This is a genomic window from Falsiroseomonas sp. (assembly GCF_051859025.1).
In the GTDB taxonomy this organism is placed as follows: domain Bacteria; phylum Pseudomonadota; class Alphaproteobacteria; order Acetobacterales; family Acetobacteraceae; genus Falsiroseomonas.
Genome location: NZ_JBHYGL010000001.1, coordinates 626,265 through 641,236 on the forward strand (window position 1 = coordinate 626,265; position 14,972 = coordinate 641,236).

Below are 14,972 nucleotides of genomic sequence, written 5' to 3' on the forward strand. Positions count from 1 at the left end.
CAATTCGGGGCGCCTCAGGCCGCTCCCACCGCCGCCACCCCCGCCTCCTCGGCCGAGATCAGCCGCCCCTCGAACCACAGCGCCGCGCAGACGCGGGACATCGCCCGCCCGTCATGGCCGATGCCCGCCACGGGAACCAGCTTCCAGGCACAGTCGACGCCGCGCCGCGTCGCCTCCGCCCGCCCGGCCGCGAGGTAGTTGTGTGCCCGGGCGAATCGGTGAGGCCCCTGGGCCAGCGCCTCGGGGTTGGAGGGGAGGGAGGGCCCGACCTCCGTATCCCGGTCGCCGGCCAGGATGGTCATGGGGAAGCGCAGCAGGGCCTCGACCTCCGCATCGCCCAGCCCGATTCCGCCCATCCCCTCCGGAAACGGCTTTTCCAGTGTCGGCAGCGTGTACCAGCCGGGGTTGCCGACGGTCGCCTGCTCCAGCAATTCATGCGGCTGGGTGGACATCAGCCGGTGCCCGAACTGCCCGCCGGCGGAATGGCCGAAGAAATGCGCCTTTGCGCGCCGCGTGATGCCGGCGGCCTGCAAGGCCTGGAACACCCGCAACGGGATGCCGTAGCCCCAGGCCCCGCGCGGCCGCAGCGCGCCCGCATCGTCCAGCACCAGGCCGTTATTGTAGGGCCCGGCGCCGGGCCAGGCGGCATCGCCGAAGGTGGTGGCGACGATCAGCAGGCCGTGCCGGTCCGCGGCCTCCACCCAGAAATCGCGATAGTCATCGCCGTTGCGCAGCATCCCGTGGCTCACCAGCACCACCGGGCTGTCCGGCGTGAAGCCGGGCGCGCGGTAGGTGTGCAGCGTCAGCGGCCTGGCCAGGTCGCAGGCGCCATCCGTCCAGGGGATGGCGGCGCGCCCGGCCTCGGACAGCGCCTGGGCGAGGGGGGCCTGGGCGAGGGGGGCCTGGGCGAGGGGGGTCTTCATTCCGGCATGATCTCCTGCGCCAGGGTGGTCTGGTCCATCCGGCCCTCGAAGCGCAGGCCCCGGCGGAAGGCCCAGACCGCGCTCTCGAAATGGATCGGCAGCACCGGCATCTGTTCCAGCGCGCGGCGGGACGCGGATTGCAGCAGCCGCCCGCGCGCGCCGTCCTCCATCGTCGTCAGCGCCGGGATCGCATCCGCGTCGAAGGCGGGGTCGGACCAGCCGCTGTAGTTGCTGGTGCCGATGCCGCGGTCGCGGTCCAGGCTCGCCACCCAGATGCGGAAGAACAGCAGCGTTTCCTCCGCGCTGGCGGACCAGCCGCCCATGGGGACCGAGAAGTCGCGCCGGGCCCGGCGGCCGAAGAACACGTTGGACGGCATGGCATCCACCTCCGCCCGCACGCCGATGCGCGTGAAATACTGGCCGAGTGCCTGGGCGATGCGGCTGTCATTCACGTAGCGGTTGTTGGTGGCGTGCAGCGTCAGGGTGAAGCCGTTGGGGTAGCCGGCCTCCGCCAGCAGCGCGCGGGCGCGGGCGGGGTCGTAGGGCAGCACGGGCAGGCCGGGGATGGTGCCCACCATGCCATCCGGCAGGAACTGCGAAGCCGGCACCGCCAGCCCGTCCATCACCCGCTGGGTGATGGCATTCCGATCGATGGCGAGCGACAGCGCCTGCCGCACCCGCACATCCCGCAGCGGATTCGGGCCCACGCCCCCATTCACGAAGGGCGCGACCTCCCGCTGGTCCAACTGGAGGAAGATCAGCCGCGTGGTCGGCGCCACCGCCAGGCGCATCGCCGCATTGCCCCGCAGCCGCGGGATATCGGCGGTCGACGGCGCCTCCACCACATCATGGTCGCCGGCCAGCAGCCCCGCCAGCCGCGGCCCCGCCGCCGTCACGGGCTGCAGCCGCACCTCCGCCCAATGCGGCTTCGGCCCCCAGTAATCCTCGTTCCGCACCAGTTCCGTGACGCCGCCGCGCCCGAAGCTGCGCAGCTTGAAGGGCCCCGTGCCGATGGCCGCGCTGCCATCGTTGAATTGCGCGAGCGTCGGCCACGGCCCCTCCCGCCCGCCGCAGCCCTGCGCGCCATCATAGGTCACGGCCCTGGGGGCCACGCCGCCCGCGCTGATGATCCGCACGCTCGACAGATCGGACGGCAGCAGCGGCTCCGGCTCCCGCGTCGTGATCACGATGCGGTGCGGCGTCTCCGTCTCCACCCGCGCCAGGCGCCGGATGGTGGAGGAGAAGGAGGATGCCAGCTCGCTCTCGTTGTTCACGATCCGGCAGAAGGAGAAGTGGACATCCGCCGCCGTGAAGGCCGCGCCATTGTGGAAGCGCACGCCGGTCCGCAGGTCGAACACCCAGGACCGGTCATCCCGCCGCGTCCAGCCGGTGGCCAGCGAAGGCCCGGCCTTCAGGCGCGAATCCAGCTCCACCAGGCTTTCGAAGATGTGGTCGTGCAGCGTGGAATTAGGCGCGGCCGCGTAGTGCTGCGGATCGGCGGAGGTCGGTTCCGCCGCCATCGCGATGCGCAGCGTCTGGGCGGAGGCCGCCCCACCCGCCAGGCACAGGGCCGAAAGCCCCGCCAACAACACCCGCCGCATCGGCATCCCTCCGCTTCCCGTGGCCGCGGATCATGGCCCCCCCACCGCCCGGCGCAACCCGACGCAGACGCGGGGCTGCAAAGCCGTTATCCCTGGGGTGACGACGCTTGGCCGATCATGCCGGGCGGTTTGGCTGAAGGATGGCGGGCAGCGTGGTGGCAGGACGATGAAGGAAGGGTCCAGGGACAAGGCCGCGGCCTGGGCGTCACGCACGTTGGACCGTGCCACGACGCCGCTGGTGGATGCGGTGGCGGACCAGGTGCTGAAGCGCCTCGGCCTGCATTCCCGCCTGGCGCCGGATGGCACCCCGGCGCGGGATCCGCTTTCCATGGCGTTGAAGGAACTGGCGGCGCTGCGCTGGAACACCAAGCTCATGGGCCTGGCCCTGGCGGAGCGTTTCTACGCCGAGGGCAAGGCCGGCCCCGGCGCCACGCTTCCCGGCACGGCGACGCGCATCGGGCTGACCAGCAAGCTCTGCACCCAGGCGGATATCGAATCGGAATGGCTGCGCTTCTGGTGCGGCCAGTTGCAGATCGTGCCCTTCTACAGCCGCAAGATCTGGGAATACGGCTTCGTCCTGCAGGCGCTGTGGGAAGGCGGGCAGCTGCGCAGCGGCGCGCAGGGGCTGGGCTTCGCCGTCGGCACCGAACTCACCCCCTCCTACCTCGCCGGCCGGCACATCAAGGTCCTCGCCACCGACCTGGCCGGGGAGGATATGCGCGCCGACAATTGGGCGCAGACCGACCAGCACGCGGCGTCGCTGGAAGGACTGCTGCGCCCGAATCTGGTGCGGCGGGAACGATTCCTGGCCAATTGCCGCTTCCGCCCGGTGGACATGAACGCCATCCCGGAGGACCTCTACGGCCAGTTCGATTTCTGCTGGTCGATGTGTTCCTTCGAACATGTCGGCAGCATCGAGCAGGGGCTGGAATTCGTCCGCAATTCCGTGCGCTGCCTGAAGCCCGGCGGCATCGCCGCCCACACCACGGAAATGAACCTGGAGACGGAAGGGGAGACGGTGGACAATTGGCCCACCGTCCTGTTCCAGCCCCGGCATTTCCAGGAGTTGGCCCGCCGCCTGGCGGCGGATGGCCATGAATTGCTGGCGCTCGACACCGATGCTGGAACGGGCCTGCTGGACCGGTTCATCGATGTCCCGCCCTACGACTTCCAGCCCCACCCGGCCCTGGCCTTCCCCGCCGCGCCGCATCTGCGGCTGACGGTGGATGGCTTCCCCGTGACCTCCGTCGGGCTGATCGTGCGCGCGGGGGGGTAGGGAACCCCCCGCGCATCGCGGGTCAGACGACCCGGAAGTTCTTGAATTGCCAGGGGTCGCTGGTGTCCACATCCTCCGGGAACAGCCGCCCGCGATCCAGCAGCGGCGTCCAGTCGGAATAGGCGCCGACCACGTCGCCCAGGTAGGGCGCGCAGATCGCCAGCGCGCGCTCATGGTCGATCTCATCGGATTCGACCACGCCGAGGCGCGGATTCTCCATGGCGTAGATCACGCCGGCCAGCACCGCCGCCGTCACCTGCAACGAGGTCGCGTTGTTGTGCGGCACGACGCGCCGCGCTTCCTCGATCGTCAGGCGGGACCCGTACCAATAAGCGCCCTTGGCATGGCCCATCAGCAGCACGCCGAGTTCATCCATCCCGTGCACGATCTCATCCGTCATCAGCCGCTTCTCCGGCTGCATCTCCCAGTTCTTGCCGGCGAGTTCGTGGATGGACAGCACCGCGTCGTCGCAGGGGTGGTAGGCGTAATGCGCCGTCGGCCGGTAGGTCACGGCCCCCGCCTGGTCCCGCAGCGTGTAGTAGTCCGCGATCGAGATGCTTTCGTTATGCGTGATGAGGAAGCCATGCATCGGCCCCTCCAGCGGCGTCCAGGACCGAACCCGCGTCGAAGCGCCAGGCCGCATCAGGTAGATCGCGGCATCGCAGCCGAAGCCGTGGCGGTGGCCATCCGGCGGCAGCGCCTTCTCATGGCTGCCCCAGCCGAGTTCCGCGGGCTGGCTGCCTTCGCCCACGAAGCCGTCCACCGACCAGGTGTTCACGAATTCGCCGGGCCGCTTCGGCGTGAGCGACACCTGCGTGTCGCGCTCCGCGATGTGGATCACCTTCACGCCGAGGTCGCGCGCCAGCGTCGCCCAGCCCGTGCGGTCCGCCGGCGCCGGCACGGTGACCGTGCGCCCCGTGTCGCGCGCGACATCCAGCAGCGCCTGCTTCACGAAATGGCTGACCAGTCCCGGATTCGCGCCATGGGCGGTGACGGAGGTCGGCCCGCCCTGGAACGCCGCGCGCAGCGCCACCGCTTCCTCCCGCATCGAGTAGTTGGAGCGCTGGGAGGGCGTCAGGCTGGTATCCGTGTAGCCGCCGGCCCAGGGCTCCACCACCGTGTCCAGGTATAGACAATCCAGCTCCTGGCACAGTTTCATCAGCGCGACGGAGGCGACATCCACGCTGAGGTTCAGCAGGAAGTCGCCCTTCGTCAGCAGCGGCGACAGCAGGTCGCGGTAGTTCTCCCGCGTCGCTGCCTCGATGATGAAGCGCACGCCGTATTCCGCCGCCACCTCCTGCCCGCGTTCCTCCGCGGTCACGATGGTGATTCGGTCGGCGGTGATGCCGATATGACGGAGGATCAGCGGCAGGACGCCCTGGCCGATCGACCCGAAGCCCAGCATCACCAGCCGGCCGGCGAAATCCACATGCTTCATCGTTCAGTCGCTCCTTCGGGCGGGCCGGCTCAGGCGGCTTGAGCCGCCATGAAGTAACCCGGCGTTTCAAGCAAGGGTGCATCGATGACATCGACCATGCCGGCACGGTCGAAGCCGTTGAAGGCGGTGCGCAGGCAGCCGCCATAGGCGCCGAGTTGCCCGACCTCGATCCAATCCCCCTCCGCCACATCCGCCGGCAGCAGGAAGGGCCCTGCCATCCGGTCGGCGCTGTCGCAGGTGGGGCCCTGGAAGGCGAAGGGCACGGTCTCGGCCTCGCTGGCACGCAGCAGGCGCACCGGGAAGCGGAAGCCCGGCCCGCCCGCATCGGACAGCGCGCCATAGACGCCGTCATTGACGAACAACTCGCCCCCCCGTCGCGCCTGGACCTGCAGGACCACGGAGGCACCGCCCGCCACCAGCGCGCGCCCCGGCTCCGCCCACAGTTCCACCCCCGGCAGGGCGGCTTCCGCGAAGGCGTCGCGGATTGCCGCCATGAAGGCCGACAGCGGCGGCGGGATGATGTCCGGATAGGCGACGGGGAAGCCGCCGCCCACATCCAGCACCTCCACCGCCACGCCGGCCTCCCGGATCACCGCCGCCGCCAGGGCGACGGCCCGCGCATAGGCCGCCGGCTCCAGGCATTGCGAGCCCACATGGAAGGACAGGCCGAGCTTCACCGCCAGCTTCCGCGCCGCCCGCAGCAGCGCCACCGCCGCCGCCGGCTCCGCCCCGAATTTGCCCGACAGGTCCATCATCGCCTGACCCTTCGGCAGGGCGAGCCGGATGATGATGCCGAGGTCACGGGCGCCGCCCGTCTCGGCCATCACCTTCGCCAACTCCGCCTCGCTGTCCACGACGAAGTCGCGCACGCCATGCTGGGCATAGGCTTCGCGGATGGCGGAGCGCGCCTTCACGGGGTGCATGAAGTGGATGACGGCATCGGGGAACATGCTGCGCACCAGCCGCACCTCCGCGGCCGAGGCGCAGTCGAAGTGGCGCATCCCGCCCGCCCACAGCGCGCGCAGCATCCCGGGTTCCGGGTTGCACTTCACGGCGTACATGGTCGTGCCCGGGAAACCCGCCAGGAAGGCGCCCGCCGTCGCCGCCACCTGCGCCGGGCGCAGGCAGTGCAGCGGCTCCTCCGGCCGCAGGGCCGCGACCACGCCATCGACGGTGCGCGGCAGGGCAGGGGCCGCGGAGGCACCCGCAGCAGGATACTGGCGGCGGAGCGGCGCGACGGCGCCGCGGAAGCGGAACTCGGTCATGGCGGTGGCCCTCCTGTGGTGCCGGGTGAAGAAGCCCGCCGCCGCACCCGCAACCCGAGGCGGGGCGGTGCGGCGGCGGGAAGGAGGGAAACGCCAGCCGGCCCAAGGCTCCGCCCCGGCACGCCACGCCTGAAAGCGTGGACGAAACGCGGCGGAGGAGCCGTCGCCGGCGCGCCGTCCTGCCCTCAGGCAGTCGGTCGCGCCGCGGTGCGGCTCAGGCGCAATGTCGATGGCGAAAGGCCATGCATGCGGCGATCAGGCGACTCAGGCGGTTCCCTCGAACCTACCCGGGCGCGAGCCCGGGTCGAACAAAGGACGCGTCCCGTCGTTGCTGTGCCCAGGCTTCCGACAGGGAAGGGGGCTCGCGGCACGTGCGATGGCGTCGGTCAGTGGCCGGATAAATAGCGGCGCCCCCGTCGACATGCAAGAGGATTTTCTGGCGTCTGTTCAGAATCTCGCGCGGGACATCCTGCATTCCGTTGGAAGGGCCGGAAGGTTTTCAGCGGCAAAGATACTCCCAGGCCACCGTCGCCGCCGCCAGCGCGGTGATCTCCGCCACATCATGGGCGGGCAGCACCTCCACCACATCCATCCCGCGGAAATCCACGCCGCCCAGCCGCCGCAGCAGCGCCTGCGCCTGCCAGCTCGCCAGGCCTCCGATCTCCGGCGTGCCCGTGCCGGGGGCGAAGGCGGGGTCCAGCACATCGATGTCGAAGGACAGGTAGGCGGGGGCGGTGCCCACCACCTCCCGCACCCGCGCGGCCGCCGCCGCCGGGCCGATCTCGAAAAACTCCTGGGCGGTGAGGATGGTGACGCCCTGAGCCAGCGTCCAATCCCAGACCTCCCGCTGCACGGGGCTGCGGATGCCGATCTGGATGGTCCGGGCGGGGTCGATCAGCCCTTCCCGGATCGCGTGCCAGAACACCGATCCATGGGCGTATGCCTGGCCGAAATTGTCCGGCCAGGTGTCCACATGCGCGTCGCAATGCACCAGCGCCAGCGGGCTGCCCACCCGCTTCCGCAGCGCGCGCAGCAGGGGCAGCGTGATGCCATGTTCCCCGCCCAGCGCCACCAGGTGGTCGATCGCGCTGGCCTGCTGCTCGATCAGCGCCAGGCTGGCCGGGATATCCCCGAGCGCAATGGCGAAATCCCCGATATCGGCGATCGGCAGCGTCGCGGGGTCCACCCAGGACCCGGGATGCGCGCCATCCACCAGCATCCGGGACGCCGCCCGGATCGCCCGCGGGGCATCCCGGGCCCCGGCGCGGTTGGTGGTGCCGATATCCAGCGGGATTCCCGCCACGGCGATGCCGCCGGCATGGTCCCGGCGCTGAACGCCCAGGAAACCCGGCGGGGTGGCGAAGGTCGGCGTTCCGGCCATGCGGCGAATTCCTGCTGTTGCGCGGGCCCTGCCCCGATACCAGCCCGGGGCGCCATCCCGCCACCCACGCCGAAATCGCTGGCAACGGGCGTAAGTTCCGCTTATGTTCTTGTCATCAAGGGCCGAACCGCGCCCCTGCGGTGGCGGCGCGGCCCGCGAAAACGGTGCTAAAAGTGCTAAAGAGGCTAAATGCCCTAAAAAATTGAGGTCACCGCGCCTTCAGCCGCGTCCGCACCGACCACAGCTCCGGGAAGAACCCCTTGTCGAGCACGCCCTTGAGGTAGGAGACCCCCGCCGAGCCGCCCGTGCCCATGCGGTGGCCGATGATGCGCTCCACCGTCTTCATGTGGCGGAAGCGCCAGGTCTGGAACGCGTCCTCGAGGTCCACGAGTTCCTCGGCCAGCTCATACAGGTCGAAATGCGCCTCGGGGTTCTCATAGACCACGGCCCAGGCGGCGGTGACGCCCTCATCCACCTCATGCCGCTTCGTCAGGTCGCGCTCCAGCACCGAAGCCGGCACCGGCAGCCCGCGCCGCGCCAGCAGGCGCAGGGCCTCGTCATAGATGGAGGGGCCGCGGAACGCCGCCTCCAACGGGCCGATGATGTCGGGCCGGTGGCGATGCGGGCGCAGCATGAACTCGTCCTTGGCGCCCATGCGGAACTCGATCATCCGGTACTGCCAGGACTGGAAGCCGGAGGAACTGCCGAGGCTGGCGCGGAAGGCCAAATAGTCATGCGGCGTCATGGTGGACAGCACGTCCCAGGCGCCGATCAACTGGCTCTGGATGCGGGACACCCGCGCCAGCGCCTTGAAGCAGGGGCGCAATTCGTCGCGCCGCATGTTCTGGATCGCCAGATCCATCTCATGGTTCAGCAGCTTCATCCATAGCTCCTGCACCTGGTGGATGGTGATGAACAGCAGCTCGTCATGCTGGCCCGAGAGCGGCGCCTGCGCCGTCAGCAGCTGGTCGAGGCGGAGGTAGTCGCCATAACTCATCCGCTTCGCGAAATCGGTCTCGACGCCTTCGACCATGACGGTGTCTCCTTGCAGGCGGATAGTTTAAGCTTAAACTATCGCCGGAAGGGAACCGAATATGCTGGACCTGCGCCCACATTTCACCCGCTTCCTCGGCGCCCGCCCCGGCCGGCTGCATGTGGCAGCGCATAGCCACCACCCCTGGCCGGACGCCACCCGCGCGGCGCAGCTGGCGGCCTGGGACGTCGCGGCGGACCACCAGGACGACAAATGGAGCGTCGTGCTGGGCCAGGCCTGGCAGGACGCGCAGCGCCATGTCGCCCGGCACATCGGCGCACCCGATCCCGCCACCATCGTCTTCGCGCCCAACACGCATGAATTCGTCATCCGCATCCTGTCGGGCCTGCCCACCCACCGCCCCGCCCGCATCCTGACCACCGATGGCGAATTCCACTCCCTGTCCCGGCAGTTGGCGCGGCTGGAGGAGGAGGGTCTCGTTCACGTCACCCGCATCGCCTCCGACCCCGGCCCGGACTGCCTGCCCCGCCTGGCTGAAGCGGCGCGGGCCGGCTTCGACCTGGTCTGGACCAGCGAGGTCTTCTTCCACTCCGGCTATGCGCAGGAGGATTTTCGGGAGTTGGCGGAGGCCGCCGGGGACGCCGTGCTGGTGATCGATGGCTATCACGGCTTCATGGCGCGCCCGGTCGATATCTCCGCGGTGGCCGGCCGCGCCTTCTACCTTGCCGGCGGCTACAAATACGCCATGGCCGGGGAGGGCGCCTGCTTCATGCACTGCCCGCCGGGCTGGCTGCCCCGCCCGCGCGCCACGGGATGGTACGCCGCCTTCGGCGCGCTGGCGGCCAGCGATGGCAGCGTGCCCTATGCCAGCGATGGCTGGCGGATGATGGGGGCGACCTTCGACCCCTCCGGCCTCTACCGCCTCAACGCCGCGATGGAATGGCTGGACGGGCAGGGGATCGACACCGCCGCCATCAGCGCCCATGCCCATGCGCTCCAGGCCCGCTTCGTCGAGGGTCTGGCCGGCACGGGCCTCGATCCCGCCCGCCTTGCCGTGCCCGTCACGGAACGACGGCGCGGCAATTTCCTCGCCTTCGACCTGGATGACGCAGAGGCGTGGCAGGCGCGCCTGGCCGCCGCCGAGATCATCACGGACCGCCGCGGGCGGCGGCTGCGCTTCGGCTTCGGCCTGTATCACGCCGCGGAGGATGTGGACGCGCTGCTGGACCGCCTCCGACGCCTGCCCTGAGGGGGGTTGGCGCTGCCGGTGCCGCTCCCCATGATGGCGGGGCATGAGCGATGACACCGAGGGTACAGCCGCCGTCCGTTCCGTCCTGATGGCGGTGCGGGTGCTCGAAGCCATGGCCCTGGCCGGCGGGCCGATGCGCGTCTCCGACCTGGCGCGGGACCTCGCCGAACCCAAGGGCCGCGTCCACCGCCACCTCGTCACCCTCCGCCAGGCCGGGCTGGTGGCGCAGGAGGAGACGACCGAGCGCTACCATCTGACCTGGCGCATGTACCAGATCGGCCAGGCGGCGGGGGAGCAGTTCGACCTGAAGCGCGTGGCCGAACCCGCCATGCACCGCCTGCGCGATGCCGTGGGGCAATCCGTGCTGCTGGCCGTGCCGACGGGCGGTGACCCGCTGGTGGTCCACTCGCTGGAGGCGCCGAACAAGGTCTCCATCACCGTCCAGCCCGGCAACCGACCCGCCGCGCATTGCTCAGCGCAGGGGCGCATCATGCTGGCCTTCGGGCCGGAGGATCTGCGCGCCCGCATCCTGGCCAGCCCGCTGGAGCGCCTGACACCCGACAGCATCACGGACCCCGCCATTCTGCGCGACCGCATGGCCCTGGTCCGCGACCGGCTTTGGGAAACCGCGCCGGGGGAGGCGCTGACCGGCATCAACGTCCTCGCCGCCCCCTTGTTCGCGGCCGGGGAGGTGCTGGTCGGATCGCTCGGCATCGTCGGATCCGTGCAGTTCGTGCAGGACCCGGCGCCGCCCGCGATGCTGCAGGCGCTGCACGAAGCCGCGGGCGCCGTCAGCGCCCGCCTCGGTTCGAACCGCTACCTGGCTTCGGGTGGAACGAAGTCCCGCCAGTAGCCCGGCCGGTCGGCCTGCACGCCATAGGCGACGCGCCGTTCGGCGGCGAGGCCGATGAGGTCCTCGACGCTGCCGCCGGTGCGCACCAGATAGGCGTCGATTTCCGCCACCGCCCGGCGCGCGACACCGAAGCCGCCGGCCATAATGGCGCTGGTCATCTCCACTGCGCGGGCGCCGGCCAGCAGGAAGCGCACCACGTCCAGCCCGTCCCGCGCGCCATTGGTGCCCAGCAGCGAGTAATCCGCGCCCACCTTCTTCCGCGCCTCCGCCAGCCAGCGGCAGGTCAGCGCGAGCGACCACGGGCCACCGATGGCGCCCGCGGTGCCGAGCATCGGCGAGCGCGTCTCGATATCGGGCACCAGGGCCATGAAGCGACCCATGACGATGGTCGCATCCGCGCCGCCTTCCTTCGCGGCCAAGGCGAGGGCGCCGACATCCTCGCTCTGTCCCGTCAGCTTGATCCAGAGCGGGATGGAGATCGCGGCGCGGAGTCTGGCCGTGATCTCCCGCACCCGCTTCGCCGCGCGTTCCTGGATGATGGCGCCGGGCACCGCCTCATCGCCATGCGGCGCGCCGATGTTCAGTTCCAGCACGCGGATGCCCGCGGCCTGGTAGCGGCGCGCCAGGTCGCAGGCCGTGTCGAGGTTGGCGAGGATGATGGACCCGATGACGTATTGTCCCGTCTTCGCGGCTTCCCTGTCCTGCGCGGCGACGATGTCGATCCAGTCCTCGCTGGGCGCCTGGTGCAGGCCGGACCGGCCGAGCAGCATGGCATCCGGCGGCGGGGCGAAATCCCAGGGGATGGGGTTCCAGCGGCTGTCCAGCAGCACATGGTCGCTGCCATCCAGCTGTCGCTTCGCGGCCTCGCTCTCATTGATCGACTTGGCGACGACGGCGCCCGCCCCGGTGGCGCGCGCCGCCACCAGCGCGCCCTCCGTCATCGTGTGGTCGCCGGAGCCGATGATGACGGGGTTGTTGAGCGTGACGCCGCCGACGCGGATGGAAAGGTCAGGCATATTCCGGCCTGGCCGGCGTGAAGACATCGAGGTTCAGCACCATCTCATCCCCCACGACGACGCCATGATGCATGGCGTTCGGCGGCACCACCAGCAGGCCCCCCGGGCCGAGGCGATGGACCTCGCCCTCGATATGAAAATCGATGGTGCCGGCCATGATGTAGACGATCTGTTCGTTCGGGTGGTTGTGCGGCTTCGGTTCATGCCCGGGATGCAGGCGATGCAGCGCGACGGTCGCGCCCGCGCCCGTGAAGCCCTTGCGCTCCACGCCGGGGCGGACCGTGGTCCAGGGGATGCTGTTCCAGTCGATCTTCGGGATGTTCATCACTGCTTCTCGATCCGTGCGGCTTCGATGACTCGGCCCCAGAGGGCGGTTTCGGCGGTGAGCAGCGCATGCAGCGCCTCCGGCGTGCCTGGCGAGGGCTCCACGCCGATCGGCAGCAGGCGGTCGCGCACATCGGGCATCGCCATCGCGCGCGCGACCTCGGCATTCAGACGGTCGATGATCGGGCGCGGCGTGCCGCGCGGCGCGGCCATGCCGTTCCAGGTGATGACGTTGTAGTCCGGCAGCCCGGATTCCGCGACAGTCGGCACGTCAGGCAGGATCGACATGCGCCGCGGCGATGTCACTGCCAGCGCCCGCATCCGCCCGCCGCTGATCTGGCCGAGCGTCGTCGCCGCGACCTCCATCGCCGCCTGCACATCGCCGGAGACGGTGGCGTTGAGCAATTCGCCGGTGGAGCGATAGGTGACGATCTCCGCCGGGATGCTGCCCATCGACCGCAGCAGCTCCAGCGAAAGATGCAGCGCGGTGCCGACGCTGACGGAGCCGAGATTGATCCGCCCGGGATTGGCCCGCGCACCGGCAATCAGGTCCTGGATGTTGCGGTAGGGGGAGTTGGCGGCGACGACGATGGCGTGCGGGAAGCTCGCGATCTGGGTGACGAAGGCGAAGTCGTCGATGGGGTGGTAGGGCAGTTGCCGGAACAGATGCGGCGCCGTCGCGGCCGTCGCCGTCACCAGCAGCAGCGTATGGCCATCGGGGGCCGCGCGCGCCACCGTCTCGCTCGCCACGATCCCGCCGGCGGAGGGGCGGTTCTCGATCACCACGGGCTGGCCCAGCGTCTCGCTGAGCTTCTGGCCGACGATGCGCGCGGTGGTGTCGCCGACGCCGCCGGGGGCGAAGCCGACGATCCAGCGGATGGGTCGGTTGGGGAATTGCTGCGCCATGGCGGGCAGCGCGGTGCAGGCCAGCAGGGCCGCAAGCAGAAGGCGCTTCATGGCGTCTCTCCCAGGAATGGCCGGCTTCGGGCGATTTTTCTCTTCAGGAAATCCCAGCGGAGCCCAAGATTCGCGGCATCCAGCAGGAATTTCTTCGACTGCGCCGCGGCGGCATCGTCCAGCTTCTGCAGCGGCCCCGCAGCAGCAGCGCGCAACTGCACATCGGCCGCCCATTCCAGCACCGTCATGCCGATGCAGGCCTCCGCCACGGAGTTGCCTACCACCAGCGCGCCATGGTTCTTCAGCAGCAGGCCACGCTTCGGGCCGAGCGCCGCGGCGATGGCATCGCCTTCATTGGTATCGAGCACGATGCCGTGGAACTCATCGAACAGCGCGATGTCATCATGGAAGACGGCGCCGGTCTGGGTGATGGTCTCCAGCGTCATCCCGGCGCAGCCCAGCGCGACGCCCGACTTGCCATGAGTGTGGATGATGCACGTCACATCCGGCCGCGCTCGATAGATGCGCGTGTGGATATGGAGAGTCGGGTTCACGCGGCCGCTGCCGCCCGTGGTCTTCAGGTCGAAGTCGGCCTCGATCAGGCCCTCCGCCCGCACCTCGTCGAAGCCCACGCCCCATTGGTGCGACCAGAAGCGATCCGCACCCGGAAGCCTGGCCGTCAGGTGCCCGGCGATGCCGCTGGCCTGACCATCGGCATCCAGGATGTGGTAGGCATGCAGCAAATCCTGCTTGAGCAGCGCCTCCGCCTCACTCACTGCTTCTCTACCCCCGCGAGCTGCGCCATGCGGCCCCAGGCGGCGACCTCGTTCGGGATCATTGCGCCCAGTTCCTCCGGGCTGCTCGCTTCCGGCAGGCCACCGAGTTCGATGAGGCGCGCGCGGATCTCCGGCACGGCGAGGGCGCGGCGGATGGCGCGGTTCATCGCCTCGATCTGTGGGCGGGGCGTGTTGGCGGGGAAGACGATCGCGTTCCAGGAACGGACGATGTAGTCGGGCAGCCCGGACTCTGCGCTGGTGAGCACGTTCGGCAGCGTGGGGAAGCGCGTCGGCGCCGTCACCGCCAGGAGCTTCACGCGCCCCGCCTGCACCTGCGGGAGCGTCGGCGCCAGCAATTCGCCGGCCACCTGGATCTCTCCGGTCGACAGCGCGGTGATGAGTTCCGGCGAGGACCGGTAGGTCACGGTGGTCATCGGCGCGCCGGCCATGGCGCGGAACAGTTCCACCCCCAGGTGCTGCGCGTTGCCGACGGCGATGGAGCCGATGTTCAGCGCATTGGGCCGCGCCTTCGCGTAGGCAATCAGCTCCGCCAGCGTGTTGACGGGCAGCTGCGGATTCACGGCGATGACGTGGTCGTACCAGACCATGCGGCCGACCGGCGCGAAGTCGCGCGTCACGTCGAAGGGCATGGTGCGGTAGAAGGCGGGGGCGGCCATGTTGCTGGTGGTCAGCAGGTACATGGTGTGGCCATCCGGCGCGGCGCGCGCGACGGCTTCCGCGCTGATGATCCCGCCGGCGCCAGGCCGGTTGTCCACCACGATGGGCTGGCCGATTTCCGCCTGCATGTGCGGCACCAGCATCCGCACGGTGATGTCCCCCGCGCCGCCGGCCGCGAAGCCGAGGACGAAGCGGACGGGCCGTGTGAACAGCGCCTGCGCCCGCACCACCGCGGGCATGGCCAGCACCGATGCGCTGCCGAGCAGCGCGCGCCTTGCGATCATTCCTGTCGTTTCCTCAT

The 14,972-nt window shown here is 70.1% G+C and carries 14 protein-coding genes; 3 read left to right on the forward strand and 11 right to left on the reverse strand.

Annotated features, from left to right (window positions below):
* Nucleotides 1-14: 14 nt before the first annotated feature.
* Together ACTIE5_RS03125 and ACTIE5_RS03130 are read right to left on the reverse strand one after the other, a co-directional pair.
* A complete protein-coding gene (locus ACTIE5_RS03125) occupies nucleotides 15-923 on the reverse strand; it encodes an alpha/beta hydrolase (RefSeq protein ID WP_439548232.1) in 909 nt (302 codons plus the stop codon).
* A complete protein-coding gene (locus ACTIE5_RS03130) occupies nucleotides 920-2,530 on the reverse strand; it encodes an ABC transporter substrate-binding protein (protein ID WP_439548233.1) in 1,611 nt (536 codons plus the stop codon). Before ACTIE5_RS03130 ends, ACTIE5_RS03125 begins: the two co-directional genes overlap by 4 nt.
* Before the next feature lie 160 nt (nucleotides 2,531-2,690).
* On the opposite strand from ACTIE5_RS03130, the gene ACTIE5_RS03135 reads away from it, so the two are divergent.
* Nucleotides 2,691-3,800, forward strand: a complete 1,110-nt coding sequence (locus ACTIE5_RS03135) for an SAM-dependent methyltransferase (RefSeq protein WP_439548234.1) — start codon at nucleotides 2,691-2,693, stop codon at nucleotides 3,798-3,800.
* A gap of 22 nt (nucleotides 3,801-3,822) precedes the next feature.
* Here the strand turns inward: ACTIE5_RS03135 and ACTIE5_RS03140 are convergent, their stop codons facing one another.
* The 4 genes from ACTIE5_RS03140 to kynA all read right to left on the reverse strand — a co-directional run bounded on the left by ACTIE5_RS03140 (nucleotide 3,823) and on the right by kynA (nucleotide 8,917).
* Nucleotides 3,823-5,238 carry a homospermidine synthase gene (locus ACTIE5_RS03140; protein WP_439548235.1) on the reverse strand — a complete coding sequence of 472 codons (1,416 nt, stop codon included), beginning with the start codon at nucleotides 5,236-5,238 and terminating at the stop codon, nucleotides 3,823-3,825.
* Nucleotides 5,239-5,267: 29 nt separating this feature from the next.
* Nucleotides 5,268-6,503 carry a type III PLP-dependent enzyme gene (locus ACTIE5_RS03145; RefSeq protein ID WP_439548236.1) on the reverse strand — a complete coding sequence of 412 codons (1,236 nt, stop codon included), beginning with the start codon at nucleotides 6,501-6,503 and terminating at the stop codon, nucleotides 5,268-5,270.
* 499 nt (nucleotides 6,504-7,002) lie between these two features.
* On the reverse strand, nucleotides 7,003-7,884 hold the full coding sequence (speB, locus tag ACTIE5_RS03150) for an agmatinase (protein ID WP_439548237.1): 882 nt from the start codon (nucleotides 7,882-7,884) through the stop codon (nucleotides 7,003-7,005).
* Nucleotides 7,885-8,092: 208 nt separating this feature from the next.
* A complete protein-coding gene (kynA, locus tag ACTIE5_RS03155; RefSeq protein WP_439548238.1) occupies nucleotides 8,093-8,917 on the reverse strand; it encodes a tryptophan 2,3-dioxygenase in 825 nt (274 codons plus the stop codon).
* A gap of 61 nt (nucleotides 8,918-8,978) precedes the next feature.
* On the opposite strand from kynA, the gene ACTIE5_RS03160 reads away from it, so the two are divergent.
* Both ACTIE5_RS03160 and ACTIE5_RS03165 read left to right on the forward strand, forming a co-directional pair.
* Entirely contained in the window at nucleotides 8,979-10,127 is a 1,149-nt protein-coding gene (locus ACTIE5_RS03160; protein ID WP_439548239.1) for an aminotransferase class V-fold PLP-dependent enzyme, read from the forward strand.
* A 43-nt stretch (nucleotides 10,128-10,170) separates the two neighbouring features.
* Nucleotides 10,171-10,980, forward strand: a complete 810-nt coding sequence (locus ACTIE5_RS03165) for an IclR family transcriptional regulator (protein WP_439548240.1) — start codon at nucleotides 10,171-10,173, stop codon at nucleotides 10,978-10,980.
* Here ACTIE5_RS03165 and ACTIE5_RS03170 read toward each other — a convergent pair.
* From ACTIE5_RS03170 to ACTIE5_RS03190, 5 genes are read right to left on the reverse strand one after another with little or no spacing between them, the layout of a single operon-like run.
* Nucleotides 10,944-11,996 (reverse strand): dihydroorotate dehydrogenase, encoded by a 1,053-nt coding sequence (locus ACTIE5_RS03170; RefSeq protein ID WP_439548241.1) that lies wholly within the window; start codon nucleotides 11,994-11,996, stop codon nucleotides 10,944-10,946. The two genes, ACTIE5_RS03165 and ACTIE5_RS03170, sit on opposite strands and share 37 nt — an antisense overlap.
* On the reverse strand, nucleotides 11,989-12,321 hold the full coding sequence (locus ACTIE5_RS03175; RefSeq protein ID WP_439548242.1) for a cupin domain-containing protein: 333 nt from the start codon (nucleotides 12,319-12,321) through the stop codon (nucleotides 11,989-11,991). Before ACTIE5_RS03175 ends, ACTIE5_RS03170 begins: the two co-directional genes overlap by 8 nt.
* On the reverse strand, nucleotides 12,321-13,277 hold the full coding sequence (locus ACTIE5_RS03180) for a Bug family tripartite tricarboxylate transporter substrate binding protein (RefSeq protein WP_439548243.1): 957 nt from the start codon (nucleotides 13,275-13,277) through the stop codon (nucleotides 12,321-12,323). Before ACTIE5_RS03180 ends, ACTIE5_RS03175 begins: the two co-directional genes overlap by 1 nt.
* Nucleotides 13,274-13,993 (reverse strand): class II aldolase/adducin family protein, encoded by a 720-nt coding sequence (locus ACTIE5_RS03185; RefSeq protein WP_439548244.1) that lies wholly within the window; start codon nucleotides 13,991-13,993, stop codon nucleotides 13,274-13,276. The genes ACTIE5_RS03180 and ACTIE5_RS03185 overlap by 4 nt, the downstream gene beginning before the upstream one ends.
* Nucleotides 13,990-14,955, reverse strand: coding sequence for a Bug family tripartite tricarboxylate transporter substrate binding protein (locus ACTIE5_RS03190; protein WP_439548245.1), 966 nt, complete (start codon nucleotides 14,953-14,955; stop codon nucleotides 13,990-13,992). Before ACTIE5_RS03190 ends, ACTIE5_RS03185 begins: the two co-directional genes overlap by 4 nt.
* Between the last annotated feature and the right edge of the window lie 17 nt (nucleotides 14,956-14,972).

Coding starts and splice junctions, on each gene's coding strand:
- ACTIE5_RS03130 (WP_439548233.1), bottom strand. CDS start 2,530: ATGCCGATGCGGCGGGTGTTGTTGGCGGGGCTTTCGGCCCTGTGCCTG.
- ACTIE5_RS03180 (WP_439548243.1), bottom strand. CDS start 13,277: ATGAAGCGCCTTCTGCTTGCGGCCCTGCTGGCCTGCACCGCGCTGCCC.
- kynA (WP_439548238.1), bottom strand. CDS start 8,917: ATGGTCGAAGGCGTCGAGACCGATTTCGCGAAGCGGATGAGTTATGGC.
- ACTIE5_RS03175 (WP_439548242.1), bottom strand. CDS start 12,321: ATGAACATCCCGAAGATCGACTGGAACAGCATCCCCTGGACCACGGTC.
- ACTIE5_RS03170 (WP_439548241.1), bottom strand. CDS start 11,996: ATGCCTGACCTTTCCATCCGCGTCGGCGGCGTCACGCTCAACAACCCC.
- speB (WP_439548237.1), bottom strand. CDS start 7,884: ATGGCCGGAACGCCGACCTTCGCCACCCCGCCGGGTTTCCTGGGCGTT.
- ACTIE5_RS03135 (WP_439548234.1), top strand. CDS start 2,691: ATGAAGGAAGGGTCCAGGGACAAGGCCGCGGCCTGGGCGTCACGCACG.
- ACTIE5_RS03160 (WP_439548239.1), top strand. CDS start 8,979: ATGCTGGACCTGCGCCCACATTTCACCCGCTTCCTCGGCGCCCGCCCC.
- ACTIE5_RS03125 (WP_439548232.1), bottom strand. CDS start 923: ATGAAGACCCCCCTCGCCCAGGCCCCCCTCGCCCAGGCCCCCCTCGCC.
- ACTIE5_RS03140 (WP_439548235.1), bottom strand. CDS start 5,238: ATGAAGCATGTGGATTTCGCCGGCCGGCTGGTGATGCTGGGCTTCGGG.
- ACTIE5_RS03165 (WP_439548240.1), top strand. CDS start 10,171: ATGAGCGATGACACCGAGGGTACAGCCGCCGTCCGTTCCGTCCTGATG.
- ACTIE5_RS03145 (WP_439548236.1), bottom strand. CDS start 6,503: ATGACCGAGTTCCGCTTCCGCGGCGCCGTCGCGCCGCTCCGCCGCCAG.
- ACTIE5_RS03190 (WP_439548245.1), bottom strand. CDS start 14,955: ATGATCGCAAGGCGCGCGCTGCTCGGCAGCGCATCGGTGCTGGCCATG.